This is a genomic window from Nocardia sp. NPDC050406 (assembly GCF_044459025.1).
Classification (GTDB): domain Bacteria; phylum Actinomycetota; class Actinomycetes; order Mycobacteriales; family Mycobacteriaceae; genus Nocardia.
Map to the genome: position 1 here is coordinate 766,151 of NZ_JBITIM010000001.1, position 17,794 is coordinate 783,944.

18 protein-coding genes are annotated in these 17,794 nt (G+C 67.0%); 6 read left to right on the forward strand and 12 right to left on the reverse strand.

The genetic code is table 11. The features are described 5' to 3' along the window. Positions 1-49 precede the first annotated feature (49 nt). The 3 genes from ACIBH2_RS03540 to ACIBH2_RS03550 are packed head-to-tail and all read right to left on the reverse strand — an operon-like array spanning position 50 to position 3,266. Positions 50-1,060: a VWA domain-containing protein gene (locus ACIBH2_RS03540; protein WP_397113006.1), complete on the reverse strand. Its 1,011-nt coding sequence runs from the start codon at positions 1,058-1,060 to the stop codon at positions 50-52. Next, on the reverse strand, positions 1,057-2,031 hold the full coding sequence (locus ACIBH2_RS03545; RefSeq protein WP_397113008.1) for a DUF58 domain-containing protein: 975 nt from the start codon (positions 2,029-2,031) through the stop codon (positions 1,057-1,059). Before ACIBH2_RS03545 ends, ACIBH2_RS03540 begins: the two co-directional genes overlap by 4 nt. A 26-nt stretch (positions 2,032-2,057) precedes the next feature. Next, positions 2,058-3,266, reverse strand: a complete 1,209-nt coding sequence (locus ACIBH2_RS03550; RefSeq protein WP_397116804.1) for an AAA family ATPase — start codon at positions 3,264-3,266, stop codon at positions 2,058-2,060. A 271-nt stretch (positions 3,267-3,537) separates the two neighbouring features. Here ACIBH2_RS03550 and ACIBH2_RS03555 point away from each other — a divergent pair, with 271 nt between their 5' ends. Further along, positions 3,538-5,055: a catalase gene (locus tag ACIBH2_RS03555; protein WP_397113010.1), complete on the forward strand. Its 1,518-nt coding sequence runs from the start codon at positions 3,538-3,540 to the stop codon at positions 5,053-5,055. Positions 5,056-5,111: 56 nt separating this feature from the next. Here ACIBH2_RS03555 and ACIBH2_RS03560 read toward each other — a convergent pair whose 3' ends face one another. The 3 genes from ACIBH2_RS03560 to ACIBH2_RS03570 all read right to left on the reverse strand — a co-directional run bounded on the left by ACIBH2_RS03560 (position 5,112) and on the right by ACIBH2_RS03570 (position 8,134). Next, a complete protein-coding gene (locus ACIBH2_RS03560; RefSeq protein WP_397113012.1) occupies positions 5,112-7,520 on the reverse strand; it encodes an ATP-binding cassette domain-containing protein in 2,409 nt (802 codons plus the stop codon). A gap of 20 nt (positions 7,521-7,540) precedes the next feature. Then, complete coding sequence (locus tag ACIBH2_RS03565; protein WP_397113014.1) at positions 7,541-7,777, reverse strand: hypothetical protein; 237 nt, start codon at positions 7,775-7,777, stop codon at positions 7,541-7,543. 66 nt (positions 7,778-7,843) lie between these two features. After that, positions 7,844-8,134: a hypothetical protein gene (locus tag ACIBH2_RS03570; RefSeq protein ID WP_397113016.1), complete on the reverse strand. Its 291-nt coding sequence runs from the start codon at positions 8,132-8,134 to the stop codon at positions 7,844-7,846. A gap of 111 nt (positions 8,135-8,245) precedes the next feature. Here ACIBH2_RS03570 and ACIBH2_RS03575 point away from each other — a divergent pair, with 111 nt between their 5' ends. Next, a complete protein-coding gene (locus ACIBH2_RS03575; protein ID WP_397113018.1) occupies positions 8,246-9,190 on the forward strand; it encodes a LysR family transcriptional regulator in 945 nt (314 codons plus the stop codon). A 6-nt stretch (positions 9,191-9,196) separates the two neighbouring features. On the opposite strand, the gene ACIBH2_RS03580 is transcribed toward ACIBH2_RS03575, so the two are convergent. The 4 genes from ACIBH2_RS03580 to ACIBH2_RS03595 are packed head-to-tail and all read right to left on the reverse strand — an operon-like array spanning position 9,197 to position 11,210. Further along, positions 9,197-9,607, reverse strand: a complete 411-nt coding sequence (locus tag ACIBH2_RS03580; RefSeq protein WP_397113020.1) for a VOC family protein — start codon at positions 9,605-9,607, stop codon at positions 9,197-9,199. Positions 9,608-9,612: 5 nt separating this feature from the next. Then, on the reverse strand, positions 9,613-10,068 hold the full coding sequence (locus ACIBH2_RS03585; RefSeq protein ID WP_397113022.1) for a helix-turn-helix transcriptional regulator: 456 nt from the start codon (positions 10,066-10,068) through the stop codon (positions 9,613-9,615). Between the two features lie 59 nt (positions 10,069-10,127). Next, entirely contained in the window at positions 10,128-10,802 is a 675-nt protein-coding gene (locus tag ACIBH2_RS03590; protein ID WP_397113024.1) for an SDR family oxidoreductase, read from the reverse strand. Between the two features lie 57 nt (positions 10,803-10,859). Next, positions 10,860-11,210: a hypothetical protein gene (locus ACIBH2_RS03595; RefSeq protein ID WP_397113026.1), complete on the reverse strand. Its 351-nt coding sequence runs from the start codon at positions 11,208-11,210 to the stop codon at positions 10,860-10,862. A gap of 199 nt (positions 11,211-11,409) precedes the next feature. On the opposite strand from ACIBH2_RS03595, the gene ACIBH2_RS03600 reads away from it, so the two are divergent. Further along, the gene (locus ACIBH2_RS03600) at positions 11,410-12,960 is read left to right on the forward strand and encodes an amino acid permease (RefSeq protein ID WP_397113028.1); all 1,551 of its coding nucleotides are present in this window, start codon (positions 11,410-11,412) and stop codon (positions 12,958-12,960) included. Here the strand turns inward: ACIBH2_RS03600 and ACIBH2_RS03605 are convergent. Then, positions 12,937-13,317, reverse strand: coding sequence for a hypothetical protein (locus ACIBH2_RS03605; RefSeq protein WP_397113030.1), 381 nt, complete (start codon positions 13,315-13,317; stop codon positions 12,937-12,939). The two genes, ACIBH2_RS03600 and ACIBH2_RS03605, sit on opposite strands and share 24 nt — an antisense overlap. A 63-nt stretch (positions 13,318-13,380) precedes the next feature. Next, a complete protein-coding gene (locus ACIBH2_RS03610; RefSeq protein ID WP_397113032.1) occupies positions 13,381-14,556 on the reverse strand; it encodes an FAD-dependent oxidoreductase in 1,176 nt (391 codons plus the stop codon). 179 nt (positions 14,557-14,735) lie between these two features. Here ACIBH2_RS03610 and ACIBH2_RS03615 point away from each other — a divergent pair, with 179 nt between their 5' ends. From ACIBH2_RS03615 to ACIBH2_RS03625, 3 genes are all read left to right on the forward strand, one after another. After that, the gene (locus ACIBH2_RS03615) at positions 14,736-15,125 is read left to right on the forward strand and encodes a hypothetical protein (RefSeq protein WP_397113034.1); all 390 of its coding nucleotides are present in this window, start codon (positions 14,736-14,738) and stop codon (positions 15,123-15,125) included. Positions 15,126-15,168: 43 nt separating this feature from the next. After that, a complete protein-coding gene (gene ilvD / locus ACIBH2_RS03620; RefSeq protein WP_397113036.1) occupies positions 15,169-16,887 on the forward strand; it encodes a dihydroxy-acid dehydratase in 1,719 nt (572 codons plus the stop codon). A 100-nt stretch (positions 16,888-16,987) separates the two neighbouring features. Further along, entirely contained in the window at positions 16,988-17,794 is an 807-nt protein-coding gene (locus ACIBH2_RS03625; RefSeq protein ID WP_397113038.1) for a DUF4389 domain-containing protein, read from the forward strand.

Here is a 17,794-nt window from a genome sequence, read left to right on the forward strand (position 1 = left end):
GTAGTCATGGCTCGGCGCGCGGTACCGACTTACCGATCGATGCACAGTTTTACGGCAGGCGCTGACGATAGACCAAGGCGGTCACCACGCCCGTGGCGGTCACCAGCATGCCGAGGATCAACCAGGGACGGCTGGCGTCACCCATGGTCATCTCGTAGCCGATCTGCTGTTCCAAGGTGTCGTAGACCTCGGTGAGCTGTTCGAGGCTGGAGGCCGAATAGAACTCGCCGCCCGAGAGCCGCGCGATCTCCTGTAGCGACTCGTCGTCGACGGGTACGCGCACGCGCTGCGAGCCCTTGCCCTCCTGATCCGGAATCTCGACCGTGCCCCAGGTGGTGCCGAACGAGATCGTCGAGACCGGAATGCCTTTCTCCTTCGCCAGGCGCGCCGCGGTGAACGCGTGGCGGGGATTGTCGACATCCTTGTCGTCGGGCACGGTCTGCTTGCCGTCGGTCATGAGCACGATGCGCGCGGGCGGCGGCGTCTCGGCCCCGCCCAGTACCGCGGCGAGGGTCTCGATGGATTGCAGACCGGTCAGAATGCCCTCACCGGTGGCGGTGCGTTCGGCCAGTTTGATGTTGTCGATGGCCGCCTTGACCGCTTCGCGCTTGGTGGTCGGCTGCATCTGCACCGAGGCGGTACCCGCGAAGGTGACCAGGCCCAGGTTGATGCCGGGCGTGAGCCCGTCGGCGAAGTCCTTGGCCGCCTTCTGCGCCACCTGCAGGCGGCTCGGCGGCACATCGGTGGCCTCCATGGACAGCGAGACGTCCATGACCAGCACCACGGTGGCGCGGTTGCGCGGAACCTTCTGCGCGGCAGTCGGTCCCGCGGCGGCGATGGTGAGGCCGATCAACCCGACCAGCATGAGCGCGATGGGCACATGCCGCATCAGGCTGGGCCGCTTGGGCGCGACCTTCTCCAGCATCTCCATATTGGAGAACGTGATGAGATGCCGCCTGCGCCGCTGCTGCACCAGGACGTAGCCCAGCGCCATGAGCGCGACCACGACCAGGAAGCCCAGCCAGGCGGTATGGGTGAAGTTCGAAATCGAGAAGGTCACTGGCGCGGCACCCGTCCGGCATTCGGGGCGCCAAAGGTATGACGCCGGGTGGACACGAACCGGACCACGTCGGCGATCCAGTCCCGGTCGGTGCGCAACTCCATCACCGGCGCGCCGCATCCGCGCAGCGCCTGCTCGACCTGTTCCCGGTGACGTTGCGCTGCGCGCGCGTAATCGGCGCGCAGCGTGGGGGTCACGCTGAATTCGCGGGTGCGCCCGGTCTCCGGATCGTGCAGCACCACATCGCCCATATCGGGCAGTTCGAGATCACGGGGGTCGAGCACCTCGACCCCGAGCAGATCGTGGCGGCCGGAGATGGCGCGCAACGAACGCTGCCAGTCGATCTCGCCGAGGAAGTCCGAGATCACCACGGCCAGACCGCGTTTGCGCTGCGGCCGCCGCAGCGACTCGATGGCGCCGTGCAGATCCCCGCGCACACCGTCGGCGGCGTGCGGGGTGGTGGCGATCTTGCGCAGCATGGTCTGGGCGTGAATCCGCCCGGTACGCGCGGGAATTCGGATCAGCTGCTCGCCATTGGCGACCACCGCGCCGATCCGGTTGCCGCCGCCGCTGGTCAGATGCGTGACCGCGGCCGCGGCCGCGACCACCAGATCCCGCTTCTGACACAGCGCGGTGCCGAAATCCAGGCTGGCCGACAGGTCGACCACCAGCCAGGTCTCCAGCTCGCGGTCGGCGATCATCTGCCGCACGTGCGGATGGGTGGTGCGGGCGGTGACCGACCAATCCATCTGGCGCACATCGTCACCCGGCTGATACATGCGGGCGTCGCCGGGATCGGAGCCCGGGCCCGGGATCAGGCCCAGGTGGTCACCGTGCAGGACGCCGTCGAGGCGGCGGCGCACCGTGAGTTCGAGGGTCTTCAGCGCCGCCGACAGTTTCGGGTCGGACAGATTCCCCGACCGAAACGACGGCGGGGCGTGCTGAGTCTGGCTGGAATGTGAGATCGTCACGGGCGCAACCGAATCCGGGCCTCGCCTCACTTGGGCTGGGGCTGTCCGGGCACCGCCGCCTGACCGTTGGGGGGCTGCGGCACGCTCTGCTGCTGCGGCGGCTGCGGAATGGCTTGCGGCGCACCGTGCGGACCCATGACCGGCTGCTGCGCGGGCGCGGGCATCGGGGTCTGCGGGCTGCCCGGCGCGACGGCCTGCGGGGCCACCTGCGGCAGGCCGACGGTCTGCAGCACACGGCGGATCACATCGTCGGGGCTGATCTCGTCGGCGAGCGCGTCGTAGGACAGCACCAGGCGGTGGCGCAGCACATCCGGGATCACCTCGACCACATCCTGCGGCACCACGTAGTCGCGGCCGCGAATGAGCGCCACGGCACGGGCGGCGGCGATGATGCCGAGCGAGGCGCGCGGCGAGGCGCCGTAGGCGATCCAGCCCGCGACATCGTTCATGCCGAATTCGGCGGGCGTGCGGGTCGCGGCGATCACGCGCACGACGTAGTCGACGAGCGCGTGGTGCACGAAGGTGTTGGCGGCCAGCTGCTGCAGGCGCACCACTTCACCGGGTTCGAGAATGCGCTTGGGCTCCGGCGGGGTGACGCCCATCCGGTAGATGATCTCGCGCTCTTCCTCCACCGACGGGTAGTCCACGACCACCTTGAACAGGAAGCGGTCGCGCTGCGCCTCGGGCAGCGGGTACACGCCCTCGCTCTCGATGGGGTTCTGGGTCGCCATGACCAGGAACGGATTCGGCATCGGGTAGGTCTTGCCGCCGATGGAGACGTGCCGCTCGGCCATCACCTCGAGCAGCGCCGACTGCACCTTGGCGGGCGCGCGGTTGATCTCGTCGGCGAGGACGAAATTCGCGACGACCGGACCGAGTTCGGTGTCGAACTCCTCCTTGCCCTGACGGTAGATGCGAGTACCGATGAGGTCGGTGGGCACCAGGTCGGGGGTGAACTGCACGCGAGAGAAGCTGCCGCCCACCACTTTCGCGAAGGTCTCCACGGCCAGCGTCTTGGCGATACCGGGCACGCCTTCGAGCAGGACGTGTCCGCGCGCCAGCACACCGACCAGCAAACGCTCGACGAGCCGGTCCTGCCCGACGATCACGCGTTTGACTTCGTAGATCGCTTTCTCCAGGGTCTGGACATCGCGCTCGAGGGTGCTCGGTGCCGGTGAGGGCGTCTCCTTCACCGTGCTGACCGCGCTCACACCGTCGTTCGAAGTCACCAAAATCCCCGCTTTCGCCTCGGTCTTGTGCGTGCTGGCCCCAACTATTCCAGGTATCCGCCGATCACGCCGCATCCGGTTGGGCAAGAGTCGTCAATTTCCCCGATCGGACACCGGATTCCGGGGCGTGTCCACCGGTGCTACGACGGTGTGCCCGGGGGCGTTCACGAGGGCGGCGACGCAGGTCCGGGAGGTGGGTCCGGACACCCGAATCGATCCGACCGCGTGTGTTTCGTGAGGTTGGGTAACCGGCGGATATCGGCAGGAAAGGAGCACGATGCCCGACAACTACACCACCGACGACGCCGGGATCCCGGTACCCAGCGACGAACATTCACTGACGGTCGGCCCGGACGGGCCCATTCTGCTCAACGACGCGTACCTGATCGAGAAAATGGCGGCGTTCAATCGCGAGCGCGTGCCCGAGCGCCAGCCGCATGCCAAGGGCGGTGGCGCGTTCGGTGAATTCGAGGTCACCGAGGATGTCAGCGCCTACACCTTCGCGGATGTGTTCCAGCCCGGACGCAAGACCGAGATGCTGGCGCGCTTCTCCACCGTGGCCGGGGAGCGCGGCAGCCCGGACACCTGGCGCGATCCGCGCGGTTTCGCGCTGAAGTTCTACACCCAGCAGGGCAACTTCGACATGGTCGCCAACAACACGCCGATCTTCTTCGTACGGGATCCGATGAAGTTCCAGGACTTCATCCGCTCCCAGAAACGCCGCGCCGACAACAACTTGCGCGATCACGATATGCAGTGGGATTTCTGGACGCTGTCCCCGGAATCGGCCCATATGGTGACCTGGCTGATGGGTGACCGCGGTATTCCGCGCACGTGGCGGCATATGAACGGGTATTCGAGCCACACGTATATGTGGGTGAACCGCGCGGGTGAGAAGTTCTGGGTGAAATACCACTTCAAGACCGATCAGGGGATCGAGTTCTTCACCCAGGACGAGGGCGACCAGATGGCCGCGATCGACACCGACTACCACACCCGCGACCTGTGGGAACACATCGACGACGGCCAGTTCCCCAGCTGGACGCTGCATGTGCAGATCATGCCGTTCGAAGAGGCGAAGACCTACCGCTTCAATCCCTTCGACCTCACCAAGGTGTGGCCGCACGGCGATTACCCGCTGATTCCGGTGGGCAAGATGACGTTGAATCGCAATCCGGCCGATTACCACACCGAAATCGAGCAGGCCGCCTTCGAACCGAGCAATGCGGTGCCCGGCACCGGCCCGAGTCCGGACAAGATGCTGTTGGGCCGCTGGTTCTCCTATCCGGACGCGCACCGCTACCGCATCGGCTCGAATTACAAGGAGCTGCCGGTCAATTCACCGCATGCGGCGCAGGTTCGGTCCTACACCAAGGACGGCCATATGCGGCACCACAATCCGGGCGATCCGGTGTACGTGCCCAATTCCAAGGGCGGCCCGCACGCCGATTTCGTCAAGGCGGGGCCGCTGGCGGTCTGGCACACCGACGGCGAAATGGTGCACGCGGCCTATACGCGTCGCCGCGACGACGACGATTGGGGCCAGGCCGGGACCATGGTCCGCGACGTGCTCGACGACGCGGCCCGCGAACGCCTCGTCTCCAACATCGTCGGGCACCTGTTGAACGGCGTCACCGAGCCGGTGCTGCAGCGCGCCTTCGAGTACTGGCGCAATGTCGACAAGGATCTCGGCGACCGCGTGGAGGCGGGCGTGCGCGCCAAGGCCGACGAAAAGGATCCCAAGGCGGCGCAGCAGGCCAATCCGGCCCGCAGCTCCGCGCAGCGCAAAGCCTGACGGTCCGCACCTGCGCCGTACCGCGAGGGTCGGCCAGGTGCGGACCGCCGTAGGCGTCAGGCCCCCACGTACTCCGCGAGGTGCTGCCCGGTGAGGGTCGAGCGGTCGGCGACCAGCTCGGCGGGCGTGCCCTCGAAGACGATGGTGCCGCCGTCGTGGCCCGCGCCGGGACCGAGGTCGATGATCCAGTCGGCGTGCGCCATGACCGCTTGGTGATGCTCGATGACGATCACCGATTTGCCGGATTCGACGAGGCGGTCGAGCAGGCCGAGCAGGTTCTCGACATCGGCCAGGTGCAGGCCGGTGGTCGGCTCGTCGAGGACGTAGACGCCGCCCTTGTCGGCCATGTGGGTGGCCAGCTTGAGCCGCTGCCGCTCGCCGCCGGAGAGCGTGGTGAGCGGCTGCCCGATGGTGAGGTAGCCGAGCCCGACGTCCACGAGGCGCTCCAGAATGGCGTGCGCCGCCGGAATGCGCGCCTCGCCGGTGCCCAGGAACTCCTCGGCCTCGGTCACCGACATGGCGAGCACCTCGCTGATATCGCGACCGCCGAGTTTGTAGTCGAGCACCTCGGCCAGGAACCGCTTGCCCTCGCACACCTCGCAGGTGGTCTCCATCCCGGCCATGATGCCGAGGTCGGTGTAGATGACCCCCGCGCCGTTGCAGTTCGGGCACGCGCCTTCGGAATTGGAGCTGAACAGCGCGGGTTTCACGCCGTTGGCCTTCGCGAACGCCTTGCGGATGGGCTCGAGCAGGCCGGTGTAGGTGGCCGGGTTGCTGCGCCGCGAGCCGCGGATGGGCGTCTGGTCCACCGAGATCACACCCTCGTCGGCGGGAATGGAGCCGTGGATGAGCGAGCTCTTGCCCGATCCGGCGACGCCGGTGACCACGCACAGCACCCCGAGCGGAATATCGACATCGACGTCGCGCAGATTGTGCTTGTTCGCCCCGCGAATCGCCAACGTGCCCTTGGCTTTACGGACCTCATCCTTGAGCTGGGCACGGTCGTCGAAGTGGCGGCCGGTGACGGTGCCGCTGGTGCGCAACTCCTCGACACTGCCCTCGAAGCAGATCATGCCGCCCGCCGAACCCGCGCCGGGGCCCAGGTCCACGACATGGTCGGCGATGGCGATGGTCTCGGGCTTGTGCTCCACGACCAGCACCGTGTTGCCCTTGTCGCGCAGCTGCAGCAGCAGGTCGTTCATGCGCTGGATATCGTGCGGGTGCAGGCCGATGGTGGGTTCGTCGAACACGTAGGTGACATCGGTGAGCGCCGAACCGAGATGGCGAATCATCTTGACGCGCTGGGCTTCTCCGCCCGACAGCGTGCCCGAGGGCCGCTCCAGCGACAGATAGCCGAGCCCGATCTCCACGAAGGAGTCCAGAGTGTGGCCGAGCGCGTCGAGCAGCGGCTGCACCGACGGCTCCTTCAGCCCGCGCACCCATTCGGCGAGATCGCTGATCTGCATGGCGCAGGCGTCGGCGATGCTCAGCTTCTTGATCTTCGAGGAGCGCGCCGCCTCGGTGAGCCGGGTGCCCTCGCAGTCGGGGCAGGTGGTGAAGGTGACGGCGCGGTCCACGAAGGCCCGAATGTGGGGCTGCATGGCCTCGCGGTCCTTGGACAGGAACGACTTCTGGATCTTCGGGATCAGGCCCTCGTAGGTCAGGTTGACGCCGTCGACCTTGACCTTGACCGGCTCCTTGTAAAGGAAGTCGTTCATCTCCTTCTTGGTGTACTTGCGAATCGGCTTGTTCGGATCCACGAAGCCCGATTCGGCGTAGACCCGCACCGTCCAGAAGCTGTCGGACTTCCAGCCGGGAATCGTGAACGCGCCCTCGGCAAGGGATTTGGAGTCGTCGTAGAGCTGGGTGAGGTCGATATCGGAGACCGAACCGCGGCCCTCGCACCGCGGGCACATACCGCCGGTGATGCTGAAGCTGCGGCGCTCGCGCACCGACTTCCCCGCGCGTTCGATCTTGACCGCGCCCGCCCCGCTGATGGAGGCCACATTGAACGAGAAGGCCTGCGGCGAACCGATATGCGGTTTGCCGATGCGGCTGAACAGAATCCGCAGCATGGCATTGGCGTCGGTGGCGGTGCCGACCGTGGAGCGCGGGTCGGACCCCATCCGCTGCTGGTCGACGATGATGGCCGTGGTCAGGCCCTCGAGCACATCGACCTCGGGACGCGCCTGCGTCGGCATGAAGCCCTGCACGAAGGTGCTGTAGGTCTCGTTGATGAGCCGCTGCGATTCGGCGGCGATGGTGCTGAACACCAGCGAGCTCTTCCCCGAGCCGGAGACACCGGTGAACACCGTGAGGCGGCGCTTGGGCAGCTCGATGCTGACGTCCTTGAGATTGTTCACCCGGGCGCCGTGCACGCGGATCAGATCGTGGCTGTCGGCGGCGGGCGGCGTCGGCGTCTTCGCGGTCCGCGCCTTGGCGGCCTTCTTCGTTGCGGTGGTCATGGTGTCTCCATTCAACCTGATCAGTGCTGCGAGGCGAGGTTCGAGCCGGTGGCGCGTCGCTTGGCCCGGTAGGGCTGGGCGAACATGTACAGACCGGTGCCCATCAGCAAGAACAGCGGGGGCAGCGGCAGGTAGAAGATCCAGACCGCGGTCTCGGTCAAGCCGAGGGCGGCGGCGATGAAGGCGACCACGACGGTCGCGGTGAAGGTGATGGACATCGCGCGGTGCAGCTGACGGTTGCGCTTGCTCCAGGCCATGATGGTTCTCCTTGTTCGGGCACGGCGTCGGCGCGTGCGGAAGTGGTGTTGTGGGTTATCGATCGGCTATCGCTCGTCGAGGACCTTGCCGTCGATGACGGAGTGTTCGGTGGTGAAGGCCGAGGTGGCCGCGCCCAGTGGGAAGCCGCGTACCGCCTCGGTCGCGCCGCGCATGGCCTCGGCCGATTCCCAGCGCCAGATGTCGAGGTAGGACCCGTCGTCCTGGCGGATGAGGGTGGCGGTGGTGAAGGCCGCGTGCGCCGACCGAATACCGCGCAGCAGCAGGGCGCGCTGTTCGAGCAGTTGCGCCAGCTTGCCGGTCACGACGGTGTAGCGGTGGGTGCGAACGAACGCCATGGTCGCGACCTCTTTTCTCGTAGTGGATGTCCTGCTGGCTCTCAGTTTTCCGCCGAGGGAAGCCGCGAACAATGAGCAATCGTGAAACGCCGGTTGCGTCGGGGGTTAACGATGGCCAACGATGACGGGGTGGAGTTGCGCGATATCGAGATCTTCCTGACCCTCGCCGAGGAGTTGCACTTCGGCCGCACCGCGGAGCGGTTGCACATTTCGACCCCTCGGGTGAGTCAGACCATCGCCAAGCAGGAGCGCAGGATCGGCGCGCCGCTGTTCGAGCGGACCAGCCGCAAGGTCGTGCTCACCCCGCTCGGCGAACAGCTGCGCGACGACCTGCAAGCCGGTTACCGCCGCATTCTCGACGGTATGGAATCGGCCGCCAATGCCGCGCGCGGCGGGCCGGACACCTTGACCCTGGGTGTGCTGGGTCCGATGTGGCAGGACCTGGCGCCCATGACGGCGCTGTTCCGCAGCCGCTTCCCGCAGGTCGAGTTCCGTATGCGCGAGGTGCGCATCGACGAGCCGTTCGCATTGATCCGCGGCGGCGAGGTCGATGTGGCGCTGGTGGCGCTGCCCGTGCGCGAGCCCGACCTGGTGACCGGTCCGGTCGCGTTCTCCGAGCCGATCGTGCTGGTCGTCGGGCGTGATCACGCACTGGCGCAACGGAACTCGGTGTCGCTCGCCGATCTCGCCGACTACCCGATAATGCCCTCCGGACTCCCCATTCCGGAGTACTGGGAGGAGTCCTTCTCGCCGCTGCCCTCGGACCCGCGCGAGCCGGGTGCGCCGATCCCCACCCGCGAAGAGGTGCTGTGGGCCGTAACGTCCGGTGACGCGGTCGCTTTCGCGTGCGGGCAGGGCATCAAGTACTACGACCGCGGCGAGGCGGTGTACCTCCCGATCGACGAGAACCCCACGCTGCGTTGGGGTCTCGTGCACCGGCCCGACATCGGCCGCTGGGGGACGGAGTTCGCGCGCATCGCGACCGAACTCGGGCCGACCGAGCTGACCCTGGATCTGGATCCGTCCACCCTGCGGCGGTTGCGGTCGGTGAGTTAGACCGATTCAGTCGGCCTGCTGTAGCCGGACCATGTTCCCGGCGGGATCGCGGAAGGCGCAGTCGCGCACGCCGTAGGGCTGGTCGGTCGGTTCCTGGACCACCTCGGCGTCGCGGGCCTGGATGCGGTCGAATTCACCGTCGACATCCTTGGTTGCCAGCACGATGCTGCCGAAGGTGCCCTTGGCCATCATCTCGTCGATGCTGCGGCGTTCGTCGTCGGTGAGGCCGGGGGTGGCGGCCGGTGGGTAGAGCACGATGGAGGTGTCGGGCTGTCCGGCGGGGCCGACGGTGATCCACCGCATGCCGTTGTAGCCGACGTCCTTGCGCACCTCGAAGCCGAGGGTGTCGCGGTAGAAGGCCAGGGCGGCGTCCGGGTCGTTCTGCGGGAGGAAGCTGGCTTGAATGGTGATGTTCATGCTGATCAGGCTAATTGCGACGCGGTCGGCGGCGCTTCTCGATTCCTGATCGGTCTGGTGACCTGTTTGGCCACACACGAGGGCAGCCCCGCGGCCTCCTGCGCCGCCTCGCGCTTGTAGACACTGGGCGGCACACCGACGAGTTCGGTGAAGCGGGTGCTGAAGGTGCCCAGTGACGAGCAGCCGACGGCGAAGCAGATTTCGGTAACGCTGAGATCGCCACGTCGTAGCAGCGCCATGGCGCGCTCGATGCGTCGGGTCATGAGATAGGAGTAGGGCGATTCGCCGTAGGCGAGTTTGAACTGACGGCTCAGATGCCCGGCCGACATGTGCGCGTCGCGGGCGAGCCGCTCGACGTCCAGTGGCTGCGCGTACTCCCGGTCGATGCGATCGCGCACACGCCGCAGCCGGGCGAGATCACGCAGATTCTGCTCCGAAGCGGACTTATTGGTCACCTGCATGATCGTGCCACGCCGCGGTGCGGCCCCGCAGCGGTACTCCGACCGACGGGCGTCGCGGTTCAGTGCGCGCGGGTGGGATGCAGTGTGGCCGCCAAGTGCGCGACGGCCTTCGGAATCGGTGTGTCGCCGCCGGTGAGTTCGATGATGCCGCGGTCGAGGGCCGGTTCGCGCAGCGCCGCGGCGAGGAAGGCGGCCACGTCGTCGCGGGTGACCGAGCCGTATTCGATGGCGAGCCCGGCGGTGACGCGGCCGGTGCCCGGATCGTTCAGCAGGGTCCCGGGGCGAATGATCTGCCAGTCGAGGTCGGTGCGGGTGAGGTAGACGTCCGCGGTCTTCTTGACCCGCATGTAGTGCTCGAAGCCCTCCGAGGTGTCGCGGTCGCGTCCGGCCTCGGGGAAGACGGAGACGAGGACGAACCGGCGGACCCCCGCGCGGGCGGCGGCCTCGGCCGCTTTCTCCAGGCCCTTGCCGTCGATGGCGGTCGTCTTGTCCATTCCGGTGCCGTGCGCTCCGGCGGAGAAGACGACCACGTCGTGGCCGGAGAGTTTGGCGGCCAGCTCGTCGACCGAGTCGGCGATCAGATCGCCGGACAGCGGGGTGGCTCCCGACTCGCGCACGGTGTCGGCCTGATCCGGGTTGCGGTACATGCCGGTGACCTCGTCACCGCGGTCGGTCAACAGCCGGGCGAGTCGGCGGCCGACGCCTCCGGCCGCACCGATCTGGAACACCTTCACGGTCGAACTCCTCTCTGTCGGCACGTCGTTCCCGACGCTACCAACGCGGAGTTCGGGTCAGGCCGCGACGGCGGTGGCGAGCATGCGGACGGTCGCCTCCGGGTCCTCCACATCGACGACGAGTCGGGTGAAGTCGGCGCCGACGAGGTCTATCCGCACGGCTTGGCCGACGAACAGGGTGTCCCAGAATTCCTTGCGGCCCTTGCCCCGAAAGGTTCCGGCGGCGATCACGCCGGGGAAGAACGCACCCGGTGCCCGCACCCACGGCGGGCGCAGATCCACCGAGGCCTTGCCGATCCGGCTGATCTGCGCCAGATCGAATGTCACGTGCTCACGCAGCGCGAGTACGCGATGCGCACCCGTCACATGCACCGTCACGGTCGTTCCCTCGACCTCCAACTGGACCATCTCGCACCTCACTCTCGCCGTTCCTCTCTTCGAGAGTGCCCCGCGATGCTGGCCGTAGCCTGTGAGACTCCTGCGAGCTCTCTCAGATTCGACTCAGCTCGCGAGTTCCCACAATGCGCTGCGGTTGACCCGGGTTTACTTCAGACTGATCTCCTGGCAAACGCTGTGTGAGGGCAGCGTTTTCACCCGGGAGCACGCTATGACCCAGACCCAGCCCCAATCCGACGATGAACGCCGTCTCGCCGAACTCGGCTACCGACAGGATCTGGCGCGGTCCTGGTCCGGATTCTCCAACTTCGCCATCAGCTTCACCATCGTCTCCATCCTGACCGGCGGGTTGGCCAGCTACGGCATCGGATTGGCGAACGGCGGGCCCGTCACCATGGCGTGGGGGTGGCCGCTGGTCTCGATCATGGTGTTGTTCGTCGGGCTGGCCATGGCCGAACTGGCCTCGGCCTACCCGACTTCCGGCGGACTCTATTGGTGGGCCTCGGAATTGGGCGGGCCGATCTGGGGCTGGTTCACCGGCTGGTTCAATCTCATCGGCCAGATCGCGGTGACCGCGGCCATCGACTACGGGGCGGCGATCTTCACCACCGTGGTCCTCAATGTCATCGGCCTCGATATCGGAACCGACCGCACCGCAATCTTTTCCGTGTTCGCGGTCATCCTGGTGCTGCACGCGGTGCTCAATGCCATCGGCCCGCACCTGTCCGCGGTGATCAACAATATTTCCGCGTGGTGGCATGTCGGCGGCGTGCTGATCTTCGTGCTGGTGCTCGGCATCGGCGCGGAGAACCATCAGAGCGTCGGCTGGGTCTTCACCGAGACCGTCGACAACAGCGCGGTCGGGTTCGGCGGTGTGGCCTTCGCGTTCCTGTTGGGTTTGCTGCACGCGCAGTACACATTCACCGGGTACGACGCGTCGGCGCACATGTCGGAGGAGACCCACGATGCTTCGCGGATGGCGGCCAAGGGGATCATCAATACGATCATCGTGTCGGCCATCGCGGGCTACCTGCTGATCATGGCGGTGACCTTCGCGATACCCGATCTCGACGACGCCCTCGATCCGACGAAGAACAGCGGTTATCCGGTCATCTACATTCTGGAGAACTCGCTGAACTCCTTCTGGTCCGGGCTGCTGCTCATCATCGCCGCCATCGCCCAATTGTTCTGCGGCTACGCCTCGGTCACCTCCGCCTCGCGCATGCTGTTCGCCTTCTCCCGCGACGGCGCGGTGCCCGGTTCGGCGCTGTGGTCGAAGCTCTCGGCGCGCAAGGTTCCGGTCAACGCCGTGCTGTTCATCTCCTTCTTCGCCTTCCTGCTGCTCATCCCGTCCATGCTGGTGCCCGCCGAGAACGCGCCCACCGCGTATGCCGCGGCGACGTCGGTGGCCACCATCGGCCTGTACATCGCTTACGGCATTCCGGTGCTGCTCCGACAGCTGCACGGCGCTCGATTCCAGACCGGCCCATGGCAACTCGGCCGCTGGTACCGACCCGTCGGCATTGTCGCCCTGCTGTGGATCGTCCTGATCAGCCTGCTGTTCATCCTTCCGATGGACGATCGCGGCTACCCGTGGAACGACGAATTCACCTGGACCGCGGTCAATTACGCTCCGCTCACCTTGATCGCCGTGGTCGGCGCGATCGCCATCTGGTGGTTCGCCTCCGCGCGCCGCTGGTTCACCGGACCCAAGCGCACCATCGCCGAACCTCCGGAATCACCCGCGGCGGTCGACGCCTGAACCCGACCGGCCGGTAATCCTTATGCGTGATCCGGCCAGCAGGCCCGTGTAGGTGCGGCGGCCGTATTCCCGTTCGGTGCCGGTGGTGCATTCGGTGAGTCGCAGCGCTTCGGCCCACACGGCGAGCTGGCGGGCGGCCGATTCCTCGGGTTCGCCCGGGGTGACGCGGCCGCGGAACTCCACATCCTGTTGGTCGGAGTTGGGCAGCGCGTAGACGCCGCGCTGCCAAATCCACACCAGGGGTGGAAGATTCACGCCGGTCTCAGCGGTCGCCCGGGCGTTCACCGCGGTGGAGATGGCATCGGCCACCTCGGTGGTCAGCGAAAGCGATTGCGTGTCGGTCGGATAACCCGTCATGCCGGGCACCGTGCCAGTGCGCGGCGCGAAATGCCTGTCACCGCAAGGTGCGCGTGTCGACCGTCAGTGGTTCGCGCGTCGAATCGAGCGCTCGACCATGCCGCGTATGCCCGGAATCTGTATGGCGCGCAGCATCAGGTCGGATATCCAGATATGCGCCTTGGTGGGCGGTGCGAACTGCATCGCGCCCCGGCGCGCCAGGGCCTGGCGCTTGCGGACCTCGGGGCGCAGCTGTATCTCCCACCGGCGCAACGCTTCCGAAATGTCGGTATCGCCGGAAAGAGCGATACCGAGGCGGTCGGCGCCGTCCAGGGCCAGTGCCGCACCGTATCCGGCGAACGGCGTGACGCACCAGGCGGCGTCGCCCATCAGCACCACGCGCCCGCTGCTCCAGCGGTCCAGCACGATTTGGCTGACGGAATCGAAATAGGCTGTGGTCGGGTCGGTTTCGAGCTGGTCCAGGACATCGGGGACGCCGCCGCTCAGATCACCGAAGGTGGTCGTGAGGGCGCGCACCGGTCCGTCCCGCAGTGCGGCCTCCGGGTCGTCGGTGCGGTAGGTGAAGAACGCGGAGGAGCGCCCCGGCCCCAGATTGACCACCGCCGCGGTGCGCCGTACGCCGATGAAGGTCGTTCCGGCGCCGTTCGGCACCTCCTCGGGCAATCGGAACAGCGGGAACGCGGCAACCATGTGGCGCAGGTCGACTCGGCAGTCGGAATCGGCGTCGAAGACGAGATCGCGGACGGCCGAGTGCAATCCGTCGGCCCCGACCAGCAGGTCGGCGCGTTCGCGGGTGCCGTCGCTCAGTGTGATATCGACACCGTCGGCGTCTTGGGCGATGTCGTGGACCGTGGTTCCGAAACGGATGTCGGCGTCGCGACTCACCGCGTCGTAGAGCACGGATTCGAGGTCGCCCCGGAAGACGGTCAGTGCCCGGTCGCCGACGGCGGCCTGTGCGACGGCCGAGGGCACCGTGAACTTCTCGGTGCCGTCGCTCCTGGTCAGGATCGAGGTGAACCAGCCGATATCGTGCGGCCGCAGCGCCTCGAGCACTCCGAGGCGCGCCGCGGCGTCGTAGCCCTGCCCCACGAGATTGACCATGTACCCGCTGCTGCGCCGGGCCGGGGCACGTTCGATCACCAGTGCGTCCCAGCCCGCGCGGCGCAGGCGCAGCGCGGTGGCCAGACCCGCGATTCCGGCTCCGACGATCACTCCCCGCGGCGCTTCCCTGTTCATCATGCGACAACCTTAGGTTGACGATCTCAAGAACGTCAACCGCTAGTTGACGTTCCGTGACTCGCTCACGAATTCTCAGCCCCCTCTCAGCGCCACCACCTACGGTCCAACTCAGTAGGTTTCCTACTATGCAACTACGTAGATAGCACTCGTTCATCCTGCAGAGAGGCAACGGAGCCCCCATGCGTAAACACCGCTCCAGCAGCAGAATTCGCGGAACCGCCCTAGTCGTCGGCCAAGTTCTCGGCGTGGCCGCGGCGGCGGCCGTCGCGGCGGGTCCGGCACTGGCCGAGCCGACGTCCCGGGATGATCGGTCGCCGTCACGGCCGAGCTCCTACCAGGGCGATACGACCGGCGCACATGCCATCGACCCGTTCGGATATCAACATCGCGACTGGAATGCGTTGCGGCAGAACGACCATCGCAATGCGCTGCGCGACTATCACGCGCGCCCCGCGCCGCAGTCGCGGCCCGACACCTCGGGGCGGGGCGGCACGGCCACCTGGACCCCGACGCCCTCGGCCGACGGAACGGGGTGGGCCGTCTGCCGTCCGCAAGCCTCGTGGTGTTGACGCGCGACAGGGGATATGGACGGGTATCGGCTCCGCGTGAGGGATGATCGGCATCGTGCGCAATGATCCGAACAGCCCCGATATCAAGCCACGCAGTCGCGACGTCACCGACGGACTCGAGAAAACCGCCGCGCGCGGCATGCTGCGCGCGGTCGGCATGGGCGATGCCGACTGGGGGAAATCGCAGATCGGCGTGGCGTCCTCGTGGAACGAGATCACGCCGTGCAATCTCTCGCTGGACCGGCTCGCCACCGCCAGTAAGGAAGGCGTGTTCGCCGCGGGCGGCTACCCCATGCAATTCGGAACCATCTCGGTCTCCGACGGCATCTCCATGGGCCACGAGGGCATGCACTTCTCGCTGGTGTCGCGCGAGGTGATCGCCGACAGCGTGGAGACGGTCATGCAGGCCGAACGCCTCGACGGCTCCGTACTGCTCGCCGGATGCGATAAATCCCTGCCCGGCATGCTCATGGCGGCGGCGCGGTTGAATCTGGCGAGCGTATTCCTCTACGCGGGCTCGATCCTGCCCGGTATCGCCAAGATGTCCGATGGCAGTGAGCGCGAAGTGACCATCATCGACGCGTTCGAGGCGGTCGGGGCGTGCTCGCGCGGCCTGATGAGCCGGGAGGACGTGGATGCCATCGAGCGCGCCATCTGCCCGGGCGAGGGTGCCTGCGGCGGTATGTACACCGCCAACACCATGGCCAGCGCGGCCGAGGCGATGGGCATGTCGCTGCCGGGCAGCGCCGCGCCACCGGCGACCGACCGTCGGCGCGACGGCTATGCCCGGCGCAGCGGCGAGGCGGTCGTGGAGTTGCTGCGGCGCGGTATCACCACCGCCGACATTCTCACCAAAGAGGCGTTCGAGAACGCGATCTCGGTGGTGATGGCCTTCGGCGGCTCCACCAATGCCGTCCTGCATCTGCTGGCCATCGCGCACGACGCGAATGTCGATCTCACCCTCGACGATTTCGCCCGCATCGGCCGCCGGGTGCCGCATCTGGCCGATGTGAAGCCCTTCGGCAGCCATGTCATGACCGATGTGGACCGCATCGGCGGCGTGCCGGTCATGATGAAGGCGCTGCTGGATGCCGGTCTGCTGCACGGGGATTGCCTCACCGTGACCGGGCGCACCGTGGCGGAGAATCTGGCCGAGATCGCGCCGCCGGATCCCGACGGCAAGGTGGTGCGGGCCATGAATTCACCGATTCATCCGACCGGCGGCATCACGATTCTGCACGGTTCGCTCGCGCCCGGCGGCGCGGTGGTCAAGTCGGCGGGGTTCGATTCCGACGTGTTCACCGGTACCGCACGGGTTTTCGATCGGGAACGCGCGGCCATGGACGCGCTGGAGGACGGCACCATCGCGGCGGGTGACGTGGTGGTCATTCGCTACGAGGGCCCCAAGGGCGGTCCGGGCATGCGCGAGATGCTGGCCATCACCGCGGCGATCAAGGGCGCGGGGCTGGGTAAGGACGTCCTGCTGCTCACCGACGGCCGGTTCTCCGGCGGCACCACGGGACTGTGCGTGGGCCACGTCGCCCCCGAGGCCGTCGACGGCGGCCCGATCGCCTTCGTTCGCGACGGTGACCAGATCCGTCTCGACGTGGGCGCGGGAACCCTCGAACTGCTGGTCGACAAGGAGGAGCTCGACCGCCGGGCGCAGGGGTGGAAGCCCTTGCCGCCCCGCTACACCCGTGGCGTGCTGGCCAAGTACTCGAAGTTGGTGGGGTCGGCATCTTACGGTGCCGTCTGCGACTGACCCGCGATCGACCCGGGTCGGCTGCGTCCGAATCGGCAACTTCTGGGTTACATTCCCTGGGTTGACGATGTCCGACGCAGACGACCCGGGAGGTCCCGCGATGACTGGCCCCGAACACTACCCGACCACCGGTCCCGAGCCGGTGGGCGTCGAGCCCTCGGTGGATCTGGATATCTTTCCACCGGAACAGCATTCGCGCTTGACCGTGCTGTTTCGCCTGCTGCTCGTCATTCCCCAGGTGATCGTACTGTGGTTCCTCGGGCTGGCGGCGTTCGTGGTGTTGGTGTGCGGGTGGTTCGGGGCGCTGGTGCTGGGTCGGCTGCCACAGTGGTGTGACGAGTTTCTGCGTGGCTACCTCACGTACACGACGCGGGTCACCGCCTACGGCATGCTGCTCGTGGACGCGTACCCGCCCTTCGCCTGGAATCCGGTGGATTACCCGGTCCGCGTGCTCTATTCGCCTGCGACACCGTTGAATCGGTTGGCGGTGCTGTTCCGCATCGTGCTGGCCTTCCCGATCGTGGTGTTGTCGAGCTGGTTCGCGACGGGATGGGCGATCCTCGCGTTCTTCCTCTGGGTGATCGTGCTCGTCACCGGCCGGATGCCGCGCGCGGTATTCGAGGCCACCGCCGCGGTCGTGCGGATCGAATTGCGCACGAACGCCTACACCTATCTCGTCACGCCCACGTACCTGAAGGGCGTGTTCGGTGACAGCGCGCCGTTGGCCTACCCGAACCAGCCGCCCGCCCAGTCCCCCACCCGGCCGCTGGTGGTCGCCAAGTCCGGCCGGATTCTGCTCATCGCCATACTGATTCTGGGCATTCTCGGCAGTATCGGGCAGACCGCCGCGCAGTCCACCGTGGATTACGACGATTCGGATACCGTCTCGGTCTCGCAGACGCGCTGA